Source organism: Citrobacter sp. Cf125 (genome assembly GCF_030333935.1).
GTDB classification, from domain to species: domain Bacteria; phylum Pseudomonadota; class Gammaproteobacteria; order Enterobacterales; family Enterobacteriaceae; genus Citrobacter; species Citrobacter freundii.
Genome location: NZ_JAOWEY010000022.1, coordinates 1,253,282 through 1,275,930 on the forward strand (window position 1 = coordinate 1,253,282; position 22,649 = coordinate 1,275,930).

Annotated in this window: 19 protein-coding genes; 12 read left to right on the forward strand and 7 right to left on the reverse strand. The window is 54.8% G+C overall.

The features are described 5' to 3' along the window. Nucleotides 1-32 precede the first annotated feature (32 nt). Together OGV89_RS10230 and OGV89_RS10235 are read right to left on the reverse strand one after the other, a co-directional pair. Nucleotides 33-1,013, reverse strand: coding sequence for a nickel/cobalt transporter (locus OGV89_RS10230; RefSeq protein WP_286558580.1), 981 nt, complete (start codon nt 1,011-1,013; stop codon nt 33-35). Further along, nucleotides 1,004-1,642 (reverse strand): DUF1007 family protein, encoded by a 639-nt coding sequence (locus OGV89_RS10235; RefSeq protein WP_003838429.1) that lies wholly within the window; start codon nt 1,640-1,642, stop codon nt 1,004-1,006. The genes OGV89_RS10230 and OGV89_RS10235 overlap by 10 nt, the downstream gene beginning before the upstream one ends. Nucleotides 1,643-2,062: 420 nt before the next feature. Here OGV89_RS10235 and OGV89_RS10240 point away from each other — a divergent pair, with 420 nt between their 5' ends. The 7 genes from OGV89_RS10240 to csiE all read left to right on the forward strand — a co-directional run bounded on the left by OGV89_RS10240 (nt 2,063) and on the right by csiE (nt 10,447). Beyond that, nucleotides 2,063-3,046, forward strand: coding sequence for an autoinducer 2 ABC transporter substrate-binding protein (locus tag OGV89_RS10240; protein WP_003037665.1), 984 nt, complete (start codon nt 2,063-2,065; stop codon nt 3,044-3,046). A gap of 103 nt (nt 3,047-3,149) precedes the next feature. Beyond that, nucleotides 3,150-4,658, forward strand: coding sequence for a sugar ABC transporter ATP-binding protein (locus OGV89_RS10245; protein ID WP_048217267.1), 1,509 nt, complete (start codon nt 3,150-3,152; stop codon nt 4,656-4,658). Further along, entirely contained in the window at nt 4,651-5,640 is a 990-nt protein-coding gene (locus tag OGV89_RS10250; RefSeq protein ID WP_003037661.1) for an ABC transporter permease, read from the forward strand. Before OGV89_RS10245 ends, OGV89_RS10250 begins: the two co-directional genes overlap by 8 nt. 1 nt (nt 5,641) lies before the next feature. Further along, a complete protein-coding gene (locus OGV89_RS10255) occupies nt 5,642-6,595 on the forward strand; it encodes an ABC transporter permease (RefSeq protein WP_003037658.1) in 954 nt (317 codons plus the stop codon). A 17-nt stretch (nt 6,596-6,612) separates the two neighbouring features. Continuing rightward, a complete protein-coding gene (locus OGV89_RS10260; RefSeq protein ID WP_003847100.1) occupies nt 6,613-8,250 on the forward strand; it encodes an FGGY-family carbohydrate kinase in 1,638 nt (545 codons plus the stop codon). Beyond that, entirely contained in the window at nt 8,247-8,846 is a 600-nt protein-coding gene (locus tag OGV89_RS10265; RefSeq protein ID WP_003847099.1) for a KpsF/GutQ family sugar-phosphate isomerase, read from the forward strand. Before OGV89_RS10260 ends, OGV89_RS10265 begins: the two co-directional genes overlap by 4 nt. Before the next feature lie 323 nt (nt 8,847-9,169). Continuing rightward, complete coding sequence (gene csiE / locus OGV89_RS10270; protein ID WP_003037652.1) at nt 9,170-10,447, forward strand: stationary phase inducible protein CsiE; 1,278 nt, start codon at nt 9,170-9,172, stop codon at nt 10,445-10,447. Here the strand turns inward: csiE and OGV89_RS10275 are convergent. The 4 genes from OGV89_RS10275 to OGV89_RS10290 all read right to left on the reverse strand — a co-directional run bounded on the left by OGV89_RS10275 (nt 10,442) and on the right by OGV89_RS10290 (nt 17,300). Next, on the reverse strand, nt 10,442-11,590 hold the full coding sequence (locus OGV89_RS10275) for a 3-phenylpropionate MFS transporter (protein WP_048998866.1): 1,149 nt from the start codon (nt 11,588-11,590) through the stop codon (nt 10,442-10,444). The genes csiE and OGV89_RS10275 overlap by 6 nt on opposite strands. 88 nt (nt 11,591-11,678) lie before the next feature. Then, nucleotides 11,679-12,521, reverse strand: a complete 843-nt coding sequence (locus OGV89_RS10280; protein WP_003847097.1) for an aldose 1-epimerase — start codon at nt 12,519-12,521, stop codon at nt 11,679-11,681. After that, nucleotides 12,521-13,960 carry a sugar porter family MFS transporter gene (locus tag OGV89_RS10285; RefSeq protein WP_286558584.1) on the reverse strand — a complete coding sequence of 480 codons (1,440 nt, stop codon included), beginning with the start codon at nt 13,958-13,960 and terminating at the stop codon, nt 12,521-12,523. The genes OGV89_RS10280 and OGV89_RS10285 overlap by 1 nt, the downstream gene beginning before the upstream one ends. Before the next feature lie 73 nt (nt 13,961-14,033). Further along, a complete protein-coding gene (locus tag OGV89_RS10290; RefSeq protein WP_286558586.1) occupies nt 14,034-17,300 on the reverse strand; it encodes a DUF5107 domain-containing protein in 3,267 nt (1,088 codons plus the stop codon). A gap of 114 nt (nt 17,301-17,414) precedes the next feature. Here OGV89_RS10290 and OGV89_RS10295 point away from each other — a divergent pair, with 114 nt between their 5' ends. Then, nucleotides 17,415-18,608, forward strand: a complete 1,194-nt coding sequence (locus tag OGV89_RS10295) for an ROK family transcriptional regulator (RefSeq protein ID WP_044701981.1) — start codon at nt 17,415-17,417, stop codon at nt 18,606-18,608. A gap of 3 nt (nt 18,609-18,611) precedes the next feature. On the opposite strand, the gene hcaR is transcribed toward OGV89_RS10295, so the two are convergent. Beyond that, complete coding sequence (gene hcaR / locus OGV89_RS10300; RefSeq protein ID WP_003037638.1) at nt 18,612-19,505, reverse strand: DNA-binding transcriptional regulator HcaR; 894 nt, start codon at nt 19,503-19,505, stop codon at nt 18,612-18,614. A 135-nt stretch (nt 19,506-19,640) separates the two neighbouring features. Between hcaR and hcaE the strand changes: the two genes are divergently transcribed. Genes hcaE through hcaB form a run of 4 tightly spaced genes read left to right on the forward strand, consistent with a single transcriptional unit; the run spans nt 19,641 to nt 22,646 of the window. After that, on the forward strand, nt 19,641-21,002 hold the full coding sequence (gene hcaE / locus OGV89_RS10305; RefSeq protein ID WP_003037637.1) for a 3-phenylpropionate/cinnamic acid dioxygenase subunit alpha: 1,362 nt from the start codon (nt 19,641-19,643) through the stop codon (nt 21,000-21,002). Continuing rightward, nucleotides 20,999-21,517 (forward strand): 3-phenylpropionate/cinnamic acid dioxygenase subunit beta, encoded by a 519-nt coding sequence (hcaF, locus tag OGV89_RS10310; protein WP_087879371.1) that lies wholly within the window; start codon nt 20,999-21,001, stop codon nt 21,515-21,517. The genes hcaE and hcaF overlap by 4 nt, the downstream gene beginning before the upstream one ends. Beyond that, nucleotides 21,517-21,837, forward strand: coding sequence for a 3-phenylpropionate/cinnamic acid dioxygenase ferredoxin subunit (gene hcaC / locus OGV89_RS10315; RefSeq protein WP_286558590.1), 321 nt, complete (start codon nt 21,517-21,519; stop codon nt 21,835-21,837). Before hcaF ends, hcaC begins: the two co-directional genes overlap by 1 nt. Continuing rightward, nucleotides 21,834-22,646 carry a 3-phenylpropionate-dihydrodiol/cinnamic acid-dihydrodiol dehydrogenase gene (hcaB, locus tag OGV89_RS10320; RefSeq protein WP_016150771.1) on the forward strand — a complete coding sequence of 271 codons (813 nt, stop codon included), beginning with the start codon at nt 21,834-21,836 and terminating at the stop codon, nt 22,644-22,646. Before hcaC ends, hcaB begins: the two co-directional genes overlap by 4 nt. The last annotated feature ends 3 nt before the right edge of the window (nt 22,647-22,649 follow it).

Consider the following 22,649-nt stretch of genomic DNA (forward strand, 5'->3'; position numbering starts at 1 on the left):
GGCCTACAAGTCATACCATTCCGCTCACTAATCTAAAATGGTCTTATCCCTCGCCCTACCGGCACCGCGCTCATCCACATCACTACCGCAGCAACAATAAGCACTGCACCTCCGGCTAACGCCAGCGTCGTCCAGCCAATCTGTCGCCACAGTACCGGCGCTTTATGCCCGCTAATTTTCACCGCCAATGAGCGAAAGCTATGTACCAGCAAAGCCAGTGACGTAATCGTCAAAGAGGTTCCTGCCGCCATCGCCAACGCCGACGCCATACCCCAGCTAAAGACGCCAACCACTTTACTGAACAGCAGCACCATAATTGCGCCAGAGCAGGGACGCATGCCCATAGAGAGAATAATCATCAACCGGGCGCGCCAGTCATCGCCGCTTTGCAGTTGTTCCGGGTTGGGCAAATGCTGATGCCCGCAGCCGCAGCCCTCGTGATGCACATGGTGCGGCGTAAAGGCGGTGAATTTCGGGCGCATCAGCAGCTGGCGCAATTTCTTTAGTGCACGGACACACAATAAAACGCCCAACACGCCAACCAGCGCATAACTTCCTTTCTCCAGCCAGAAACTGCTCATATGCAGCTGTCGGGCAGGCAGTTGCAGCACCGTGAGGACTACAACCACCAGTCCTATTGCCACCAGCCCCTGCAATAGGGAAGACGCCAGCGTCAGCCCAATGCTCGACTTGAGCTTCGACGGATGCGTCGCAAGCCAGGTCGTGATGACGATTTTGCCGTGCCCCGGCCCCAATGCGTGCAATACCCCATATATAAAGCTAAACAACAGCAGAGATCCGCCCGCACGTGTGGGGTTCGCGGCAACCGCTTTCAGCAACCCGCTCATCTGCTGGTTAACGTCGCGCTGCCAGACGACACTGTGCATCATTACCTGAGGCCAGGCTTGCCACAACCACAGCCCCCCGCCTGTCGCCAGCAACAAAAAGACCGCCAGCGGCCATAGCGTGAGCCAACGGCGTCTGGCTGCGCGTTGTTGATAAACTACTGACATTGCAGCGTCACCGTCTGTGCAAACTGTTTACCCAACTCCATATCCTCCGGCGGTGCGTCTTCTTTATCCAGCGACTGCGCAAAACTCAACATGTGTTCATTCGGCGTCGGCGTATGCATTGAAATATGGCATTGCTGGCTTATGGTCTGCGAAAGCCGGGCGTCGCTGTCTTTGTCATAGCTCATATCGACGTAGTAGGTCGGATCGAAGGTTGAAATAGTATATTTTTGACCGCTCAGTGGTTGAGCTTCGGCCAGCGGCAGAACGAACGTCAGCACCGCCTGGTGTTCTTCACGCGCCATGCCATATTCCGTCGGTCTGTTTTTAAACTTTACCTTTTTCCCATCGTGCCACACTTCGGTGAAATAGTGCTGCCCGAGAACGTTGGCCATCACTTCCGCCGCCAGTTTTTTCCAAATTTCATCACCAGGTTTAGCATCCCCCGCGTCGTAAAGCAGATCCGCCGACGTGATTTCATCCATCGTCCAGCGCATTTTTAGCGCGACGAACCGATCATTTTCGCTCACAACTTCGGTTTTCAGATGAATAAAGCTGTGGGGATGCGCACCTGCGCCAAAAGACAGGACAGCGAGAAACAACGTCATAATGATACGTTTAACGCCTTGCATGAGTTCTCCACGATAAAAATCAACACCGCCACAAATAATGATGCCGTATTTGGCGCAAGTGTGCCGAGGATACCATTGAACGAAAAAAAGTTGAGCACCCTTTTCCGGTATCGATTCAGTTCTCAATTTCGCTAATTTCTTCTTCGGGAAATTCCACCCAAACACCTTTTCGGCGTCAAATCTTAAGTTAAATGATAACAAAATGTTAATTAAAAGTTTCATTTTAATGTTTTATTAACACTTAATTTGAATGCCTGAATCTAAAATCATGTAAATTTAACCAATTATTAACCACTTTATTTCCATAAAATAACAATAATGGGCATATATCACATTCTACAAACTTATGATTCATTCCCTCTTCCATTCGTTGTTAACTTCACGCCGTGACATGTCCTGCCCCCTACGAAAGGTACAACTATGAAATTCAAACTCGCATTACTCAGTGCAACCCTGGTTTCTGCATGCATGTTGTCCGGCACGTCCTTTGCGGCGGAAAAATATGAAATTGCTGTGGTTGCAAAGGTCACCGGTATTCCCTGGTTTAACCGCATGGAAACCGGCGTTAACGAAGCAGCAAAAAAACTGGATGTGAACGCTTACCAGACCGGTCCATCTACGCCGGATCCGGCACAGCAGGTCAAAGTGATTGAGGATCTGATCGCCAAAAACGTCAACGCAATCATCGTGGTACCGAACGATGCCAAGGTTCTTGAGCCAGTACTGAAAAAAGCGCGCGATAAAGGCATTGTGGTCCTGACGCACGAATCCCCGGACGAGCAAATCGGTCAGTGGGATATCGAAACCATCGATAGTGAAAAATACGCACAAGCCAACGTCGATGAGTTAGCGAAAAATATGGGCGGCAAAGGCGGGTATGCAATCTATGTTGGTTCGCTGACGGTCCCACTGCATAACGCGTGGGCGGATTATGCAATTAAGTACCAGAAAGAAAAATATCCGGAAATGTTCGAGGTCACTTCACGCCTGCCGGTCGCGGAAAGCATTGATAAATCCTACGCCACAACGCTGGATCTGATGAAAACCTATCCGCAGATGAAGGGCATTATCGGCTTCGGCTCACTGGGTCCAATTGGTGCGGGTCAGGCTGTGCAGAAAAAACGCGCCAAAGATAAGATCGCCGTTGTCGGGATCGCCATGCCAGCGCAGGCTGCGCCTTACCTGATGCGTGGAGATATCAAAAAAGCGCTGCTGTGGGATCCAAAAGATGCGGGCTATGCGCTGGTAACGGTTGCCGATCAGCTGTTGCAGGGCAAAGAAGTCAATGCAGATCTGAGTATCGACGGTTTAGGGAAAGCCGATATCGACACGGAGAAGAAAGTGATCCGCTTTAACAAGATCCTCGAAGTCACCAAAGACAACGCACAATCACTTGGTTTCTAAGGCTTTAGCCAACACCAGGGAACCTTAACGCCGACCGTCTGGTCGGCGCTATCAACCAAACTAACACTCAGCGTCCGTCAGGGCGCTCGCAGGGGTATTGTCCATGGCAGACACCACCGCATTTATCACTCTTGAGAATATCAGCAAACAATTCCCGGGCGTGCTGGCGCTGGATAACGTGAATCTGACGCTGAGAAAAGGCGAAGTTCACTGTCTGGCGGGTCAAAACGGCTGTGGTAAAAGTACCATTATTAAAGTGATCTCCGGGGTTTATCACCCGGAAAAAGGCGCGCAGATTTTACTCGACGGAAAATTGTTCCATCACCTGACGCCGCAGCTCTCTTCCCATTATGGCATTCAGGTTATTTATCAGGACCTGTCGCTGTTCCCCAACTTTAGCGTCGCAGAAAATATCGCGGTCAACCGCTATCTGCCGGGCGGTGATATCTGGGTGCGTCGTGGTGCTATGAAACAGCAGGCGCTGGCAGCCATGAAACGTATCGGGGTGAATATCGATCCCGATAAAAAAGTAGAAAAACTCTCGATTGCCGACCGACAGCTGGTCGCTATTTGCCGGGCAATTGCCGCAGATGCGCGTCTGGTTATTATGGACGAGCCCACCGCCTCGCTAACCCGCCAGGAGGTCAATGGACTGCTGAAGGTGGTTAACGAACTTAAAGCGGCCGGCATTTGCGTGGTGTTTGTCAGCCATCGTCTGGATGAAGTAATGGAAGTGGCAGACCGTATCAGCGTCATGCGCGACGGCAAACTGGTGGGCACATATCCTGCCAGCGAACTCGACAGCCACGAGCTGGCTTTCCTGATGACCGGACAACGCTTCCACTACAGCCCGCTGCCGGAGAAATCATTCGACGATCGAGAACCCCTGCTGGAGCTGCGCAATCTCAGCCGCAGAGGCAAATACCAGAACATTAATCTGTCGCTGCATGGCGGCGAGATTGTCTCGATTGTCGGCCTGTTGGGCGCCGGGCGTACCGAGCTTTGTTTGAGCCTGTTTGGCATGACGCACCCGGAAAGCGGCGAGATGCGTATTAACGGTCAGCCGGTCACGCTTCATAATAACCACGACGCCATTAAGCACGGGATCGGCTACGTCTCAGAAGATCGCCTGACGCAGGGGCTGATCATGGAGCAGTCGATTTACGACAACACCATCGTCACGGTGTTTGATCAACTGCACACCGGTAGCGGCTTGCTCGATCATCGTAAAGCGCAAAAGCTGGTCGCCGATTTAATCCGCGAACTGAATATCAAAGTGTCCGATCCGCACCTGCCGGTCAAAACCCTTTCCGGCGGCAATGCCCAGCGTATCGCCATTGCCAAATGGGTGGCGACCAATCCCCGCATCCTGATCCTCGACTCGCCTACCGTCGGCGTGGATATCGCCAACAAAGAGGGCATTTACCAGATAGCCCGCGATTTGGCGGAACAAGGTATGGCGGTGCTGATGATTTGCGATGAAATTCCGGAAGCATATTACAACAGCCACCGCGTGCTGGTGATGCGTCGCGGCAGACTGGTGGCGGAATTTAATCCTCATCACTGCCGTGAAGAGGAGATTGCTGAAGTGGTCGAGGTAATCAATGAATAAGATGCATCTGTCCCGTTTAATCGGACAACATGAATTCTGGCTGGGCCTGCTGGTCGTAGCGCTCGCGGTTGGGCTAAGTGTCAGCACCGATGAGTTCCTCTCGCTCGGCAATCTGACAGATGTGGCCACCAGCTACGCGATTCTCGGCATTCTTGCCTGCGGGTTGTTTGTGGTGCTGATTTCCGGTGGGATCGATATCTCCTTTCCGGCGATGACCGCGATTGCCCAGTATGCGATGGCCAGTTGGGTGATCGGCCACGGCGGTAACTTCGCTCTGGCGTTAACCATTGCGATTGCGGTGGGCCTGCTGCTTGGGCTCATTAATGGCTTCCTGGTCTACTGGCTGCGCGTTCCGGCAATCATCATTACCATCGCCACGCTGAACGTCTACTACGGCCTTCTGGTTTACGCCACCAAAGGCACCTGGCTGTACGGTTTCCCTGACTGGTTTATGAACGGCATTAACTGGTTCTCCTTCACCGCGGCAGATGGCTACGACTACGGCCTCACCCTGCCCCTGCTGTGCCTGGCGGCGGTGATCGTCTTTACCGCAGTGCTGATGAACTATACCCGTCTTGGCCGTCAGGTTTACGCCATGGGCGGCAACCGCGACGCGGCCTCACGCCTGGGGCTGAATCTGCTGAAGCTGCATTTCTACGTCTATGGCTATATGGGCATTCTGGCAGGTGTTGCCGCCGTGGTTCAGGCGCAAATCACCCAGTCAGTTGCACCCAATTCGCTGCTCGGCTTTGAGCTGACGGTGCTGGCGGCGGTCGTACTCGGCGGAACCAGCATGAGCGGCGGGCGCGGTACGTTGACCGGAACCCTGCTCGGCGTTGTCTTGCTCGCCTTCTTACAAAATGGTCTGACGCTACTCAGCGTCTCCTCTTACTGGCACACCGTATTCAGCGGCGCCATTATCCTGGTCAGCATCAGTGCCACGGCCTGGAACGAAAAACGCAAACTGGCAAGGGAGCTTTGAGATGAAAACAATCGCCAGATTTTTACCCGGTGATGCCATCATTCGTCTGCAATGCGTCATTATTGTGGTCGTCGCCCTGGTTTTCTCAGCCCTGCTCGGCAGCCGTTTTTTTAGCGTCGCTAACTTCCAGTCGATAGGCTCACAGTTACCGATCCTCGGTATGCTGGCCCTCGGGATGGGTATGACCATGCTGACCGGCGGCATTAACCTGTCAATTATTGCCGGGGCGAACGCCTGCTCGCTGGTAATGGCAGCGATTATCGTTACCCATCCGGATAACCCGCTGTTTCTGGTGCTGGCGCTGCTGGCAGGCGCAGCCGTGGCGGTGGCTATCGGTACGCTCAACGGCGCGCTGATTGCCTGGGTCGGCGTCTCACCGATTCTCGCCACCCTCGGCACGATGACACTTATCTCCGGGCTGAATATTCTGCTCTCCAACGGGACGGTGATTTCGGGTTTCCCGACCGCCATTCAGTACCTTGGCAACGCCACGATTGCGGGTATTCCGGTGGCGCTGTTGCTCTTTTTCCTGGTGGCAATCCTGCTATGGGTACTGCTGGAGCACACCACGCTGGGGCGCAGTCTTTATCTCGTCGGCTCCAATGAACAGGCTACCCGCTACAGTGGTGTGAATACCGTACGGGTACAAATTTCCGTGTACGTGATTTCAGCCCTGCTCGGCTGGGTCGCCGCCATTCTGATGATGGCGAAATTCAACTCGGCAAAAGCCGGATACGGTGAGTCCTACCTGCTGGTCACCATCCTTGCCTCCGTACTCGGCGGCATCAATCCGGATGGCGGCTTCGGACGCATTATCGGCCTGGTCCTGGCGCTGATTGTGCTGCAAATGCTGGAAAGCGGCCTTAACTTGCTGGGGGTCAGCAGCTATCTGACGATGGCGCTGTGGGGCGCGGTGCTGATCCTCTTTATCGCATTACAGAATCGTAAAGCCTGATTTCAGGAGAAAAAATTATGGCAAGTTACTTTATTGGTGTGGATGTCGGAACCGGAAGCGCCCGTGCTGGCGTGTTTGATCTCAACGGCAGAATGGTCGGCCAGGCCAGTCGGGCCATCGAGATTTACCGCCCGCAGGCCGATTTTGTTGAGCAGTCTTCCGATAACATCTGGCAGGCAGTGTGTAACGCGGTTCGCGATGCGATTAACCAGTCGGATATCAACCCTATCCAGGTGAAAGGTCTGGGCTTTGACGCGACCTGTTCACTGGTGGTGTTGGATAAAGAAGGTAAACCGCTGACCATTAGTCCGTCCGGGCGCAGCGAACAGAATATCATTGTGTGGATGGATCACCGCGCCATTACTCAGGCTGAGCGCATTAACGCCCTGCATCATCGGGTGCTGGACTACGTTGGCGGTATTATCTCCCCGGAAATGCAAACGCCCAAACTGCTGTGGTTGAAGCAACATATGCCCAACACCTGGGCCAATGCGGGATACTACTTTGACCTGCCCGATTTCCTGACCTGGCGCGCAACGGGCGATGACACGCGCTCACTGTGCTCGACGGTGTGTAAATGGACCTATATGGGCCATGAAGACAAATGGGATGCCAGCTATTTCCGCCAGATTGGGCTGGAAGACTTGCTGGAACATGATGCTGCCAAAATTGGTCGCTACGTGAAAACCATGGGCGAACCGCTCGGTCATGGTCTTTCTGCGCGCGCCGCCAGCGAAATGGGGCTGATTCCGGGGACCGCTGTCAGCGTCTCGATCATCGATGCCCACGCCGGTACGCTCGGCACGCTCGGCGCGAGCGGTGTCTCTGGCGAGGTGGCGGATTTTGACCGCCGCGTCGCGCTGATTGGCGGCACCTCTACCGGACACATGGCGATTTCCAAAGAGCCGCGTTTTATCGGCGGCGTTTGGGGTCCTTACTACTCAGCAGTGCTGCCAGAATACTGGCTTAACGAAGGTGGACAGTCGGCAACCGGAGCGTTAATCGACCACGTTATTCAGTCGCATCCTTGTTACGAAACCTTGTTGACCCAGGCGAAATCTCAAGGGCAGACCATTTATGAAGTGTTGAATGCGCTGCTGCGTAAAATGGCCGGTGAGCCGGAAGATATCGCATTTTTAACCCGCGATATGCACATCCTGCCCTATTTCCACGGCAACCGTTCACCGCGCGCCAACCCAACGCTCACAGGCGCTATCACTGGACTGAAGCTGTCGCGCACGCCGGAAGATATGGCGTTACAGTACCTCGCGACCATTCAGGCCATTGCGCTGGGAACCCGTCATATCATTGAAACGATGAATCAAAGCGGCTACACCATCGATACCATTATGGCCAGCGGCGGCGGGACGAAAAACCCGATCTTCGTTCAGGAGCATGCCAACGCCACCGGCTGTGCGATGCTGCTGCCTGAAGAGAGCGAAGCCATGCTGCTGGGTGGCGCCATGATGGGAACTATCGCCGCGGGCGTGTTCGATACCTTCCCGGAAGCAATGTCAGCGATGAGCCGGATTGGTAAAACGGTTACCCCGCAGACTAATCGCATTAAGCAGTACTACGATCGCAAATATCGGGTATTCCACGAGATGTATCAGGATCATATGAAATACCGCCAGTTGATGCAGGAGGACGCATGAGTAACTCCTGGTCTCAGGCCAGCGGCGTATTCCAGCTCTATAGCGATGCCCTGGCGGGTCTGGGGCAGCATCTGACTGAACCTGTCTGGCAGTTGCTGATGGCGGAGCTGCGCGGTTGTCAGGGCAAAATCGTCGTCACCGGCGTCGGTACCTCTGGCATTGCAGCGCGTAAAGTCGCGCATATGCTTGCCTGCGTGGAACGTCCAGCGATTTACCTCAACGCGACGGATGCAGCGCATGGCGATCTCGGTTTTTTACGCGCCGACGACCTGGTGATTATGCTGTCACGCGGGGGTAATTCGGACGAGCTCACCCGGCTGCTGCCCGGACTGGCTGCAAGGAATGTGCCCATACTGAGCGTGACTGAAAACGCGGATTCGGCCATCGCGAAAGCATCGAAGCTAGTGATTTCCACTGGCGTTCAGCGAGAGGCCGACCCGCTGAACATGTTGGCTACCACCTCTATTTTACTGGTGCTGGCTATCTTTGACGCCGCCTGTGCCTGTCTGATGAGCGAGAGCGGTTACTCAAAGGAAACGCTGCTGGCGGTACATCCGGGCGGCGATGTGGGATTAACGTTGAGTCGAGAGAAGTAACGCCAGACAGCTGTTACGGAGGTAATGAATCTGTTGCCTCCGTCGTATTGCTATGTTCACTTTAGGTTTTTCACTTCTCTGCGATAGCATTTTCATACCTCCCTCCGCCAGCATTCCCCCCTCTGGCATTTTTTATATCTCAACAAAAAGATAAAACAGTGAAAAAGCGGATTAACGCGCTGCGTTCCACTCCCGCTATCTGTTCCGCACGTTAAAAATTCTGTGACGCTCTCCAGCATTCCTGGTGGAAAGCATTCCATTCCTCAAATCTATGAGCAAACTTTAGCTATTCTTATCAAACATACTTACGGGAGACCCTACAGATGATGTCAACGCTTGCTCCGCCATCTGTACTTTCCGCTCCCCAGCGCCGTTGCCAGGTTCTGCTGACGCTTTTCCTGCCGGGGCAAATCGCGACTACACAAACCTTCAGCAGCCTCAATGGTGTCGATGATGCCACGGTTCAGGAAGATATTATTGGCGCAGGGCTCGAAATCCAGCGCTATCACCGGCTCACGATAGCCACCGCGCAGAATGGTGGCTATGCGATCGAAGGAACCCCGCTAAATCAGCGTCTGTGTCTGTTGCAGTGGCTGCGCCGTGGCCTGCGGATTTGCCCTACTTTTATCGCTCAGCATTTCACGCCCACTTTAAAAATTGCTCTTAAACAACAAGGTATCGCACGTACGCTGTATGACGACACCAATCTGCATGCGCTCATCAATCTGTGCTCCCGGCGCTTACAGAAGCCGTTTGAGTGTCGTGACATCCAGTTCCTGCGCTTGTATTTACAATATTGTCTGCTACAGCACCACGCGGGGATCACCCCGGAGTTTAATCCACTCCAGCAACGGTGGGCACAATCCTGCGCTGAGTATCCGCTCGCCGAGGAAATTGGCCGCCACTGGCAGCGCCACGTCATGCAAAGTGCGCCGCTGGGCGAATCGCTGTTTATGGCGTTGTTATTCTCAATGATCCGCATCCCCGACCCGATCCGCGATAATCACCAGCAGGATCGCCGCCTGCGCCTTGCTATTGCGCGGCTGGTGCTGCGTTTTCGCGAGTATGGCAACGTGCGCTTCAGCGACGAGCAAGGGCTGAATGACCAGTTGTATATCCACCTGGCCCAGGCACTGAACCGCAGCGTGTTTGCCATCGGCATTGATAACACGCTACCGGAGGAGTTCAGCCGACTTTATCCCCGGCTGGTTCGAACTACCCGCGAGGCGATTCACGGCTTTGAAGCGGAATACGATGTCCAGTTTTCAGAAGAAGAGATCGGCCTGGTCGCCGTTATTTTCGGCGCCTGGCTGATGCAGGAGAAGGATTTGCACGAAAAACAGATTATCCTGCTGACCGGTAGTAACGAACAACTTGAAGCGCATATAGAACAACAGCTGCGCGAACTGACGCTGCTGCCGCTCAACGTAAAACACATGCCGATGCAGGACTTTCAAAAAGAGGGAGCGCCGCGTGGCGTAACGCTGATTATTACACCGTACACCACGCCGCTACCGCTGTTTTCTCCCCCGCTGATTCATGCGGATCTGGCGCTTACGTCTCACCAGCAGCAGCAAATCCGCAAAATCCTTGAATCATAACGTCGCAGGCTGCGCCACCACTTTCGGGCGCAGAACGATAGCTGGTAGCGCCACCAGCGCCATCACCCAAAATACGCCGCTGCCCAGGTTCTGGTACAGATAGCCGGCGAAAACGGTCATGATGGCGATACTGCCGCCCATCGCCACCGCAGAATATACCGCCTGCAGACGAATCACTTCACTGCCCTGTCGCGCAGCAATGTAACGCATCGCCGCCAGGTGGCAGACGGTAAACGTTCCGCAATGCAGGATTTGCACCACAATCAGCCATGGCAGCTCTGTGCTCCAGCCCATCAGCCCCCAACGCGCCACGCCGCAAACGGCGGAAAGCAGCAGAAGATCGCGAGCGCTAAAGCGGCGGAACAGCTTGTGGCTGAGCGCAAAAATAATCACTTCCGCCACCACGCCTAATGACCATAAATAGCCCACCGCCGAAGCGGAATACCCGGCAGACTGCCAGTAAATGGCGCTGAAACCGTAATAAGCTGCATGTGCGCCCTGCAGCAGACTCACGCAGGCCAGAAAACGCCAGCTTTGGGTTATTAGCGCGCGCCAGGCGGGCCATCCTGCGCTCTCCTGCTGACGGTTTTCACCCGCTGGTTGCACGCTCGGGCGAATCATCATGCCCAGCAGCATTGAGGCGGCGCCAAGCGATAACAGGACCAGGATCACCCGATACTCGAACAGGCTCACCAGTTTGCCGGTCAACGCAGAGCCGATCACAAAGGCCACGGATCCCCACAGTCGCACCCGACCGTAATCCATGGTTATCTGTTTTTGCCAGGTGTTGGCCAGTGCGTCGGTCAGCGGCACCAGCGGCGAGAAAAACAGGTTAAAGCCGACCATCACCACCATCAGCCACGCCACGTTAGTCCCCGCCCAGAAGGCCAGCGCAAACACCAACGTCAACAAGGCCAGAATACGTAACGCTGAGATCAGCCGAGAGGGATCGCTCACACGCGGTGCAATCAGCAAGCTACCGAGAAAACGGGCAATCAGCCCCGCGCCCAGCAGTAAGCCGATGGTTTCCGGCGTCAGCCCTAACCCTTCGAGCCAGACGCTCCAGAAAGGCAGAAAGATACCGTAGCTAAAGAAGTAGGTGAAATAACCGAGCGCCAGCCAGCGCGTGGAATGCAAAGCCATGAATCCCTCCCGTTTGGAGGCGATAGTCTGGCGACAAACGCAGGCTGGCGCAAGAGAGCATTAACAGGCAGATAACATGATTTTTGCCCTATTCGACGCTAATTTGCATCGCAAAATGGCAGCGTTCTCCCTGCGCTAAAACCTGCAATCCCGGCTGCCCCTGCATGTTGTGGGCATTCACCGGATGCGTTTGCGGCTCCAGGCACAGGAACTCCTCACCCGACATTCTGAACAGCATCAACCACGGAGTTTGCGCTAAAATCGTGACTTTCATCACGTCTCGCTGAATAACGGCCCGCCCGCTCCAGCCAGAATATCCGACATTCAGCCAGCTATCCTCACCGTATTGCGCATGCTTAAAATCCGCCACTGCAGGGATATCGCGTTGCCATTCCAGCGGCAGATGCTGTTCCCCCTCCGGCCAGTAACCGCCGGCGGTGAACTGCGCCGTGCTGCGCTTATCAAAGGCGAAAAATGGATGGAACCCACAGCCGTAAATCATTGGCTGCTCACCGCAATGGGTGAGCGTCAACGAGGCGTGCAGGCTTGAGGTTTCCAGTTGATAGCAAAGCTGCGCCATATAGTCGTAGCCGCAGGGGTGCCAACTGCGCAACTGCAGCAAACAGCCGCTTTGGGTAGCGGTAATAATCTGCCAGCGTTGCAGCCAGCCGTCACCGTGCAGGAAGAAAGTATCGTCTGCGCCATGTTGAGGTAAAACCACCTCTTCACCGCGCAGCATAAAACGATTTCCCGCCACCCGATTCGCGACCGGCAGCATCGGGAACAGGCCGCAATCACCAGGCCGCTGACCATGACCTTCGCGTAAAATGGCCTGTTGATGTTGTAACGAAACCAGGCTTAATAGAGAACCGCCCTGCGGATCGACGCACATCCGCAGATGTGCGTTTTGTAGCGTCAGCAGACCATCCATTAGCGGGCGCTTCGCGGTTGGGTTGATGCACCAACTTTTGTATGCTGCGCCGCCAGCTGTTCTTCCAGCGCCTCCAGCGTCACGCCTTTGGTTTCCGGTACATTACGCAGAACATAGATGAAGCCCATCGCGCAAATCACACCGTACAGCAGGAAGCTTCCCGACGCGCCCAGACTCGCATTGAGCAGCGGGAAGGTATAGGTCAGCAGGAAACAAGCAATCCACAGCGCCAGCGTCCCCAGCGACATTGCCAGCCCGCGCACGCGGTTGGGAAAAATTTCTGATAGCAGCACCCAGGTCACCGGCGCCAGCGTCAGAGCATAAATCGCGATTGCCGCCAGCACCAGAACCAGAACCGGCCAGCCCATAATGCCCAACCCGTACGCCCCGGCAATCAGTACGTAGATAACCGTCAATCCTGACGCGCCGAACAGCATCAGTTTACGACGGCCAATTTTGTCCACTAACGGCAGAGCGGAAAGGGTAAAGACCAGATTGATGATCCCTGTCGCCACGATCGATTTTAACGTACCGTTGATGTCGAATCCGGCAGAGGCGAAGATCTCCTGCGCATAGTTGAAAATAACGTTGATCCCACACCACTGCTGGAACACTGCCAGCACCATGCCAATAATCACGATCGGTTTGATCTGCGGTTGTAACAGCGTTGACCACGCGACCTTGTGATTATCTTTTTGCAGCGTATGTTCAATCTCTTTCAGCGTTTGCCCGGCATATTCCGCCGAACCAATGCGCTGCAGCATGGCACGCGCACGATCGGCTTTGCCCGCTTTCACCAGCCAGCGCGGCGATTCAGGTACAAAGAACATCAGCACCAGGAAAATTACCGCAGGCACTAATTCAGCACCAAACATCCAGCGCCAGCCTGTCTGACCGTTCCAGCTTTCAACAATTGCCTGCTGCGTAGCGCCTGTGGCAACAGGTTCGGCAATCATCAGGTTGATAAGCTGCGCCGCCAGCACGCCAATGACGATGGTGAGCTGGTTAACGGCAACAAAGCGACCTCGCTTTTCAGCGGGGCTGACCTCGGCGATATACAGCGGACTTAGCGCAGACGCCAGACCAATCCCCACGCCGCCCACAATGCGATAGACAATAAACATGTCGAAATTGCTGGCGACGGCAGTTCCCCAGGCAGAAGCGCTAAACAGGATAGCTGAGAGAATCAGCGGCATTTTTCGGCCAAATTTATCGGCGCACCAGCCGGAAATCAGTGCGCCAAAGATACAACCAACCAGCGCGGAACTCATCGCCCAGCCGGATTGCGCCGGATCGGTAATCGAGAAATATGCTTCATAGAAGGGTTTTGCCCCGCCGATCACCACCCAGTCATAGCCAAACAGTAAACCTCCGCAGGCCGCAACCAGGCAGATAGTCCAGACATAACCAATCTTTAAATGTGTCTGCGCGTTATTCATTATGATTCCTCTTTCAGGGAAACGCAGGGTACAGTAGGTTTCGGGTGAGGTTATCCCCCACCCGTTTAGGGTATTACTGGAAAAGCCTTACGTTAATGGCGTGACGCAGCAGTAATGCCTTGTCATGTGCCGGATTGAGTTGCAGGAGTTCATCAAGTTCACGCTGACAGGCGGCGCTATTTCCTAGCCCCAGATGCCCGAGCGCATTGATAAACAGGCAGTGTTGCTGGTGTTTTGCTTCTGCTGAGGTATCCAGCACCACCAGGTCGGGTAGCGATACGGCAAAGAAATCAACATCCGGCACGTTGTCGTGATGCGACTCAACCCATTGCAGGAAGCTATTGAACAGAGCGTCCGCCTCTGCATCATCGCCAAGTTTTCTCTGCGCCATACCCTGCCAGAAGAGATAGTCCACTGGCTGGTCGTTGTAGTAACGTCCGGCATCCAGTGAGCTTCCGCCGCGCGTCGCACGGGAGAAGTAGCGCTGAGATTCTTCGAAATGGCCTTGCAGCTGCGCGCAATACCCCAGCAAATACCAGATGTCGTTATCCGTTTGCCCTGGCAAACGGCCTTCCCCGAGGTTTTGCGGATAGTGCAGCGCCTGTTGCAGTTGCGTAATAGCAGTTTGCGGGTCGCCGGACTGCACGGCAGCCAGCGCGCGATGTAATTGATTAAGCAGATATTGCCCGGTGGCTTTACCTTCACCGCCTTCCCACGGATGGAACACCCGCTCACGTAATACTGCGGCGGCATCGTCATAGCGCCCCAACCCATTCCACAAGCTGAGCAGTTCCACCGTCAGATCATCACGCTGGAAAACAATCTCTTTGCTGGCTTCCAGCCGCTGCAGACGCTGTTCAGCCGGTTGTGCCATCAGCTTGTTGAGATAGTCGAGTTCAAACAGGAAGCGGGCATTTTGCGGCTCCAGCGCCACGGCTTGCGACAGATACTGTTTCGCCTGCTGTGCATCGTGCAGTTTGTTCCAGGCGTAAATCCCCAGTAAACGATGCGCCGGAGCGAAATCCGCTTCCTGCGCAAGCGTGAACTGCCAGCAGGAAACCGCCTCGGCATAATGCCGTTTGCTGTACCAGAAACAGCCGAGTAAATAGCGGGCAAAAGCGCTTTGCTCAAGAGTTTGCAGCATCTGCACTTCATCCAGCGTATTGGGGAAACGCACGCGGTTTTGCAGACACTCACGAGCACGTTCAATGAAGGATTGTGGATTATCGCTCAGCGAGGCGCGCCACAGCATCGGCAGCGTTTCCTGGCTGTCAAGAAGTTCCAGCACGCCACGGGCAGCATCCTTTTGCCCCAAAGAAGTCAGCCAGCCTGCCAGTTCACACGCGTTGGTCCCGCGACGCCCGGTAATCGAGATCAGCGCAAGCGCTGTCGCTTCGTCCTGGCAGATTGCCCAGCGTGCATAATGCAGGGTATAGCTCAGCGGATAATCCACCAGCTGTTGGCGAATGTAGTCCAGCGCTTGCGCATTGCGATCAAGCTTTGCCAGCGCCAGCGCTTTCAGCCCCATCGCCAGGTTATTACTACCGTTAAAGCGCAGGCTCTGCTCCACCTTTTCCAATGCGCCAGCGTAGTCCTGACGCTTCATCGCCAAACGCGCTAACGACCAGAAAGCCGCATCCCGGCAGTTGCCGCTCCAACTGGCCTTATAATAATTATCCCACGCGCTGTCATCATCGCCCTGACGTTCCTGTGCGGCGGCCAGCAGCATACTCGCCTCGCCATCACGCGGATTTTTATTGAGCTTATGCGCCCGCTCCAGCGCCTTGCCGGCACATTGTGCCGCCAGCGCCCAGTCCGCGCGGTTTAGCGCCAGCGTCCCCAGGGCCACATTATTGCGGTAGTCCAGCGGATCAACGTCCAGCGCGCGGCGATAATAATCTTCGGCATAGCGGCTGGCATGGTTGTACTGCTCCAGATGCTGACCAATAAAATAGAGTTCATCGGTATTAGAAAGCGCTTCTGGCAGCGCTGGCGCGACGGCCGCCGATGGCAGTGGTAACTCTTGCTCGATGTGCTCTTCGTACTGCAAAAGCGTAATGCCATCGGCGCCAGTGACAGTCATCGTTACCCGCGCATGGTTATCGTCAGACACATCAGCCAGCCAGCTTTGTCCGGGCTCCAGGGTCAGCGTATGCTCATAGAACGGTTGTCCATCGGCAGAAAGCGTAATCTGCACGTCGTGCAGTGGCGCAATCGCATAAACGCCCACAGAAAGCTGGTTACTCTCACGTACCAGACGAAGCGCCAACTGCGTACTGGCGTTTTGCACCATGCCCAGTTCGCTGTAGGGCAGGAAGTTTTGTACGAAGACTTTCTCTTCGTACGGCGCAAGCCAGGTGAAATCCGGCTGGTTGTCGGTAAAGACCCCGGTCATCAGTTCAATATAAGGACCGTTGTCATCGGTAAGGTTACGATCCCAGGCAACGCCAAAGTCGCCATAGCCCCAGGTCCACTGTTTTTTCCCTGGCGAAACGTGGTGGTCAGCCACATGTAGCAGCCCGCCTCGCTCACCGTGATGCCATGCGCCAACAAAATCATAATCTGATTTTTCAGCCATGTAGGAGGTCGGTACCGGCACGTTTTTGTAGCGCGAGATATCCACGCCAGCCGAGTAGTCCACTTTATAGTATGTACCGGTGGCGATAGGAAACGCAGAAACATCACGCTTACCGTGGTCAAATACTGCGGTCACATCCGGCGGAAACACGCTCTGGTGATCGTCGCCGCCCTTCACCGCTGGATTCGCCCACCATAAAAAATGGCGCGGCGTAGCGTTACCGTTAAACACCTTCCCGGTTATCTCGATCAGGGCGCGATCCGGATACAGCGTAAATCCGGTCATCACCTGTAAACCGCGCATAGGTTCTACCTCACCCATCCATACGGTATATTCGCCGTGTTCACCCTGTTGCTGCGTAAAATCGACTGGCATAAAAGTGGTTGGGCGATGATGCTGCGGCCAGTTAAATTCAATGCCACCAGAGATCCACGGCCCAAGCAAACCAACCAGAGCGGGCTTCACCACTTCGTTGTAGTAGACAAAATCGCGCTGCTGAACTTTGTCATACGCTCGATGAATACGCCCGCCTAACTCCGGCAACAGCATGACGCGAATGAAGTCATTCTCCATCCACACCGCCTGATAGTCGCGCATTTCACGTTTGCCGGTCAGCGTATCAATCACGCCATACGGATACACCGCGCCAGAAGATCCCTGGTAAACCCGCTTTTCCAGAAACATTGGGTTGGCATCTTCTTCACCCGCCGTCCACGTTGGGAGGGTGATCGTTTCTTGCCAGACTTTAACTGAACCGTACATGCCGCTCTCCACTCAATAAGCAAAAGTAAAAATTCAACTTGATGCTATTCTGCGGCAGTTAAGTGGCGCTAAAATGCGCAATGCTCACGCAATATAGTTAAGGGAGTTAAGTGAATGCAGCGTTCGGGGTTCAACAACGCCAGGGTTCGTCAGGCGAATAAGCAGATCTTTTTGTCGCACCTGTGGCGGGAAAAGCAGCTCAGCAAGTCACAGCTGGCGCAGCTCACCGGCCTGTCGATCCCGGCGGTCAGCAATATCCTCGAAGAGCTGATGGATGAGGGGAGAATCAGTCATTCGCGAAAAACCTTAAGCCAGCGCGGTTTGAGCAGCGGCAGCTATCATTTGCCAGAAAAAGGCGCATGGACGCTATGTATCAACGTCACCCCTACCAGTATCACCAGCCAACTGGCGGACGCACGGTTGGTTGCCATCGGCGACTGGCGTCATGAGGTCATTAAGCCGGAAACCCCCAAAGCGCTGCTGTCAGCCCTGGCTGCACACTGGCGGGAATACCGTCGACAATTTCCCGAGGTCACGATTAATCTGGCGCTCGGCGTTCACGGCCAGGTTGATCCGATCACCGGCGCATCAAAAACCATGCCCCAGGCCCCGTGGAAAACACCGGTAGAAATAAAATATCTGCTGGAAGAGATGCTCGGCGTACAGGTCCGCCTGGACAATGACTGCGTGATGCTGGCGCTGGCCGAAAAATGGCAAAACCCAGCGGCTAACGGTGATTTTTGCGTGATTAACGTTGATTACGGCATCGGCTCATCGTTTGTGATTAACGACAATATCTGGCGCGGTAGTCTGTATGGCAGCGGCCAGATTGGACACACCATCGTTCATCCCGATGGAATTGCCTGTGACTGCGGTCGCTATGGCTGTCTGGAAACGGTGGCGTCATTGAGCGCGTTGAAAAAACAGGCCCGCGTGTGGATGAAATCGCAGCCGACGTCCCTTTACGATCCGGAAACGCTCACCACCGACCAGCTTATTACTGCCTGGCAGAACGGTGATGTTCGTATTCAGGCCTGGGCCGAGCATGCCGCCAACGCCATTGGGCTTAGTTTATATAACTTTCTGAATATACTGAATATTAATCAGATATGGTTGTACGGTCGTAGCTGTGCTTTTGGCGATAGCTGGCTCAATACCTTGGTGCAGCAAACTGGGTTTAACCCGTTTGATCACGGTGATAACCCGCGCGCCAGAGCGACTCAGATAAGCTTCGGCCAGCTCAATCGTGCCCAGCAACTCATGGGAATTGGCTATCTGTATGTCGAGTCACAGCTCAGCGAGTTGTAACCATTACACCGTCAGACTCACGGCCAAACGTTCATGTACCGTGGCGATAAAATCGGTCAGTGCCGGTTTGAGAGATCCTTTTTTCCACGCCATCAGCAACGCGATGGTTGGGACATCACCAATAATTGGCCGAAAAACCACCTGTCCGGTATTAAAATTATTCATATAACCGGGTATCAAAGTCACCCCCAACCCCATGCCGACCAGGTTCATGGTCACCAGAATGTTGGTTGCCACTTGCACAATGTTAGGCTGGCTTTTTTGCTGCTGAAACCAGTTTTTGACAATCATCGCTAACGCGCCGGAATAGGCCGGATCGGTGCTGACAAAATTCACGCCGTGTAGTTGTTCTGCGGAGATTGCCTGCTCATCAGCTAACGGATGATTCACCGGTAACACAACTACCAACGGCTCATGAATCAGCTCCAGATAATCGAGATCCGGGCTGTACACCGGGTGGCGCATTAAGCCAACGTCCAGCTCTCCGCTGAGGATCTTCTCTTCCTGCTCGGTGGTGATCAGACTCACCAGTTCAATGTGCGTATCCGGTTGTTTTAAACGAAACAAAGGCAGCACCTTCGGCAACAGATTGACCTCTGCGGAAGGGACAAAGCCAATGGAGAAATGATTATCTTCCTGCACCGTTCGACGGGCACGAACTTTGGCGTTTTCCGCCTGTTCGAGGATCGCCAGCGCATCCTGTAAAAAGCACTCACCGGCCGCCGTCAGCGCAACTTTTCGTTTATCCCGCACCAGCAACGGAACGCCCACGCAGGTTTCAAGATCGCGGATCTGGCTGCTTAACGACGGCTGAGAGGTATGCAACTTTTCTGCCGCTCGGGTGAAATTCAGCGCCTGCGCCACTGCTACGAAATAGCGTAAGTGCCTCAGTTCCATGCCCTGCTCCTTGTTATCGAAAAAATGTCTCAACTGGTAGAAATTTACTATTTCACAGATTGATAACTAACCAGCAACATCCTTAGGGTACAAAAAAAGAAGGTCAATACATCTTAGCTTTCAGGATTCAAAAATATGACCACACCCTCAAATTTAGACATCTACCAACTGATCGACACGCAAAACGGTCGCGTAACCCCACGAATTTATACCGACCCTGAAATTTACCAACTGGAGCTGGAACGCATCTTCGGACGCTGCTGGCTATTTCTCGCCCACGAAAGCCAAATCCCCAAACCCGGTGATTTTTTTAACACCTACATGGGCGAGGATGCGGTGGTGGTGGTTCGCCAGAAAGACGGCAGCATCAAAGCGTTTCTCAACCAGTGTCGCCACCGTGCGATGCGCGTCAGCTACGCCGACTGCGGCAATACCCGCGCCTTCACCTGCCCGTATCACGGCTGGTCTTACGGTATTAACGGCGAGCTGATCGACGTCCCGCTGGAGCCGCGCGCTTATCCGCAAGGTTTATGCAAATCGCACTGGGGGCTGAACGAAGTGCCTGGCGTAGAGAGCTACAAGGGACTGATTTTTGGTAACTGGGATACCTCCGCGCCTGCGCTTGGCGATTATCTCGGCGACATCGCCTGGTATCTCGACGGCGTACTCGATCGTCGTGAAGGCGGCACCGAAATCGTCGGTGGCGTACAAAAGTGGACCATCGATTGTAACTGGAAATTCCCCGCCGAACAGTTTGCCAGCGACCAGTATCACGCGCTGTTCAGCCATGCCTCTGCGGTGCAGGTGCTGGGAGCGAAAGACGACGGTAGCGATAAGCGCCTCGGCGATGGTCAGACCGCCCGCCCGGTGTGGGAAACCGCCAAAGACGCGCTACAGTTCGGTCAGGACGGGCACGGCAGCGGATTTTTCTTTACTGAGAATCCTGATGCCAACGTCTGGGTCGATGGTGAGGTCTCCAGCTACTACCGCGACACCTACGCGGAAGCCGAACAACGCTTGGGCAAGGTTCGCGCCCTGCGTCTGGCCGGTCACAACAACATTTTCCCCACGCTTTCCTGGCTCAACGGTACCGCCACGCTGCGCGTCTGGCACCCGCGTGGGCCGGACCAGGTTGAGGTGTGGGCGTTCTGTATTACCGATAAAGCCGCCTCTGATGAAGTGAAAGCCGCGTTTGAAAACAGCGCCACGCGGGCTTTTGGCCCCGCCGGGTTCCTGGAGCAGGACGACTCGGAAAACTGGTGTGAAATTCAAAAACTGCTGAAAGGTCATCGCGCACGCAACACGAAATTGTGTCTGGAAATGGGGCTTGGCCAGGAGAAACGCCGTGAAGACGGCATTCCGGGGATCACCAACTACATCTTTTCGGAAACCGCCGCGCGTGGCATGTACCAACGCTGGGCCGATTTGCTCAGCAGCGAAAGCTGGCAGGAAGTGCACAAGAAAACCGCCGCCTACCAGCAGGAGGTGATGAAATGAGCGCTTTAGTTTCTCTTGAACTGCATCATCGCATCAGCCAGTTTCTGTATGAAGAAGCGCGTATGCTCGACGACTGGCAGTTTCGCGACTGGCTGGCGCAGCTGGATGACGACATTCGCTACACCATGCGTACCACGGTGAACGCCCAGACGCGCGACCGTCGCAAAGGCGTGCAGCCGCCGACCACCTGGATTTTCAACGACAACAAAGACCAGCTCGAACGTCGTATCGCGCGGCTGGAAACCGGCATGGCCTGGGCGGAAGAACCGCCGTCGCGTACCCGTCATCTGATTAGCAACTTACAAATCAGCGAAACCGACGTGCCCGACGTGTTCGCCGTGCGCCTCAACTATCTGCTGTATCGCGCGCAAAAAGAGCGGGACGAGACGTTTTACGTCGGCACGCGCGTGGACAAAGTCCGTCATTTGCCCGGCGATGAGTGGCGCTTACTGGCGCGTGAGATCGTGCTGGATCAAGCGGTGATCACCTCCCATAACCTGAGTGTACTGTTCTGATGAGCCGTGTATTTGCCTGCCCTGTAGGGGATTTGCCGGAGGGTGAAGCGCTCCGGCTGGAAACCTCGCCCGTCATCGCGCTGTTCAATGTTGGCGGCGAGTTCTATGCCATTAACGATCGCTGTAGCCACGGTAACGCCTCGATGTCGGAAGGCTATCTGGAAGAAGACGCTACGGTGGAATGCCCACTGCATGCCGCCAGCTTCTGCCTGAAAACCGGCAAGGCGTTGTGTTTACCCGCCACCGATCCGCTAACCACCTACGCAGTATATGTGGACGGTAGCGATGTGTTTGTTGATATTCCGGAGGACGCCAGATGAGCGATTTACGCGATAACGTGGTCTTTATCACTGGCGGCGGCTCCGGTCTTGGCCTGGCGCTGGTCGAGCGTTTCATCGAAGAAGGTGCGCGGGTCGCCACGCTGGAACTGTCGCCAGCTAAAGTTGCCAGTCTGCGTCAGCGCTTTGGCGAACATGTGCTGGCTGTGGAAGGCAACGTCACCTGCTACGCCGACTATCAGCGCGCGGTGGATCAAATCCTGATGAATTACGGTACGTTGGACTGTTTTATCGGTAATGCGGGCATATGGGATCACAACGCCTCGCTGGTCAATACGCCTGCAGACGCACTGGAGAGCGGCTTTCATGAGCTGTTTAACGTCAACGTGCTGGGTTATCTGCTGGGGGCGAAAGCCTGCGCCCCGGCACTTATCGCCAGCGAAGGCAGCATCATCTTTACCCTGTCCAATGCGTCGTGGTATCCCGGCGGCGGCGGGCCGTTGTATACCGCCTCTAAACATGCAGCTACCGGGCTGATTCGCCAGTTGGCCTACGAGCTGGCGCCAAAGGTACGTGTTAACGGTGTCGGTCCGTGCGGTATGGCGACAGATCTACGCGGCCCGCAGGCGTTGGGACAAAACGATACATCGATTATGCAGTCGCTGACACCGGAAAAAATCGCCGCTATTTTGCCGCTACAGTTCTTCCCTGAACCTGCGGATTTTACCGGCCCGTATGTGATGCTGGCGTCAAAACGCAACAACCGCACATTAAGTGGCGTAATGATCAATGCCGACGCCGGTCTGGGTATTCGCGGTATTCGTCACGTTGCCGCCGGACTGGATCTCTGAGGA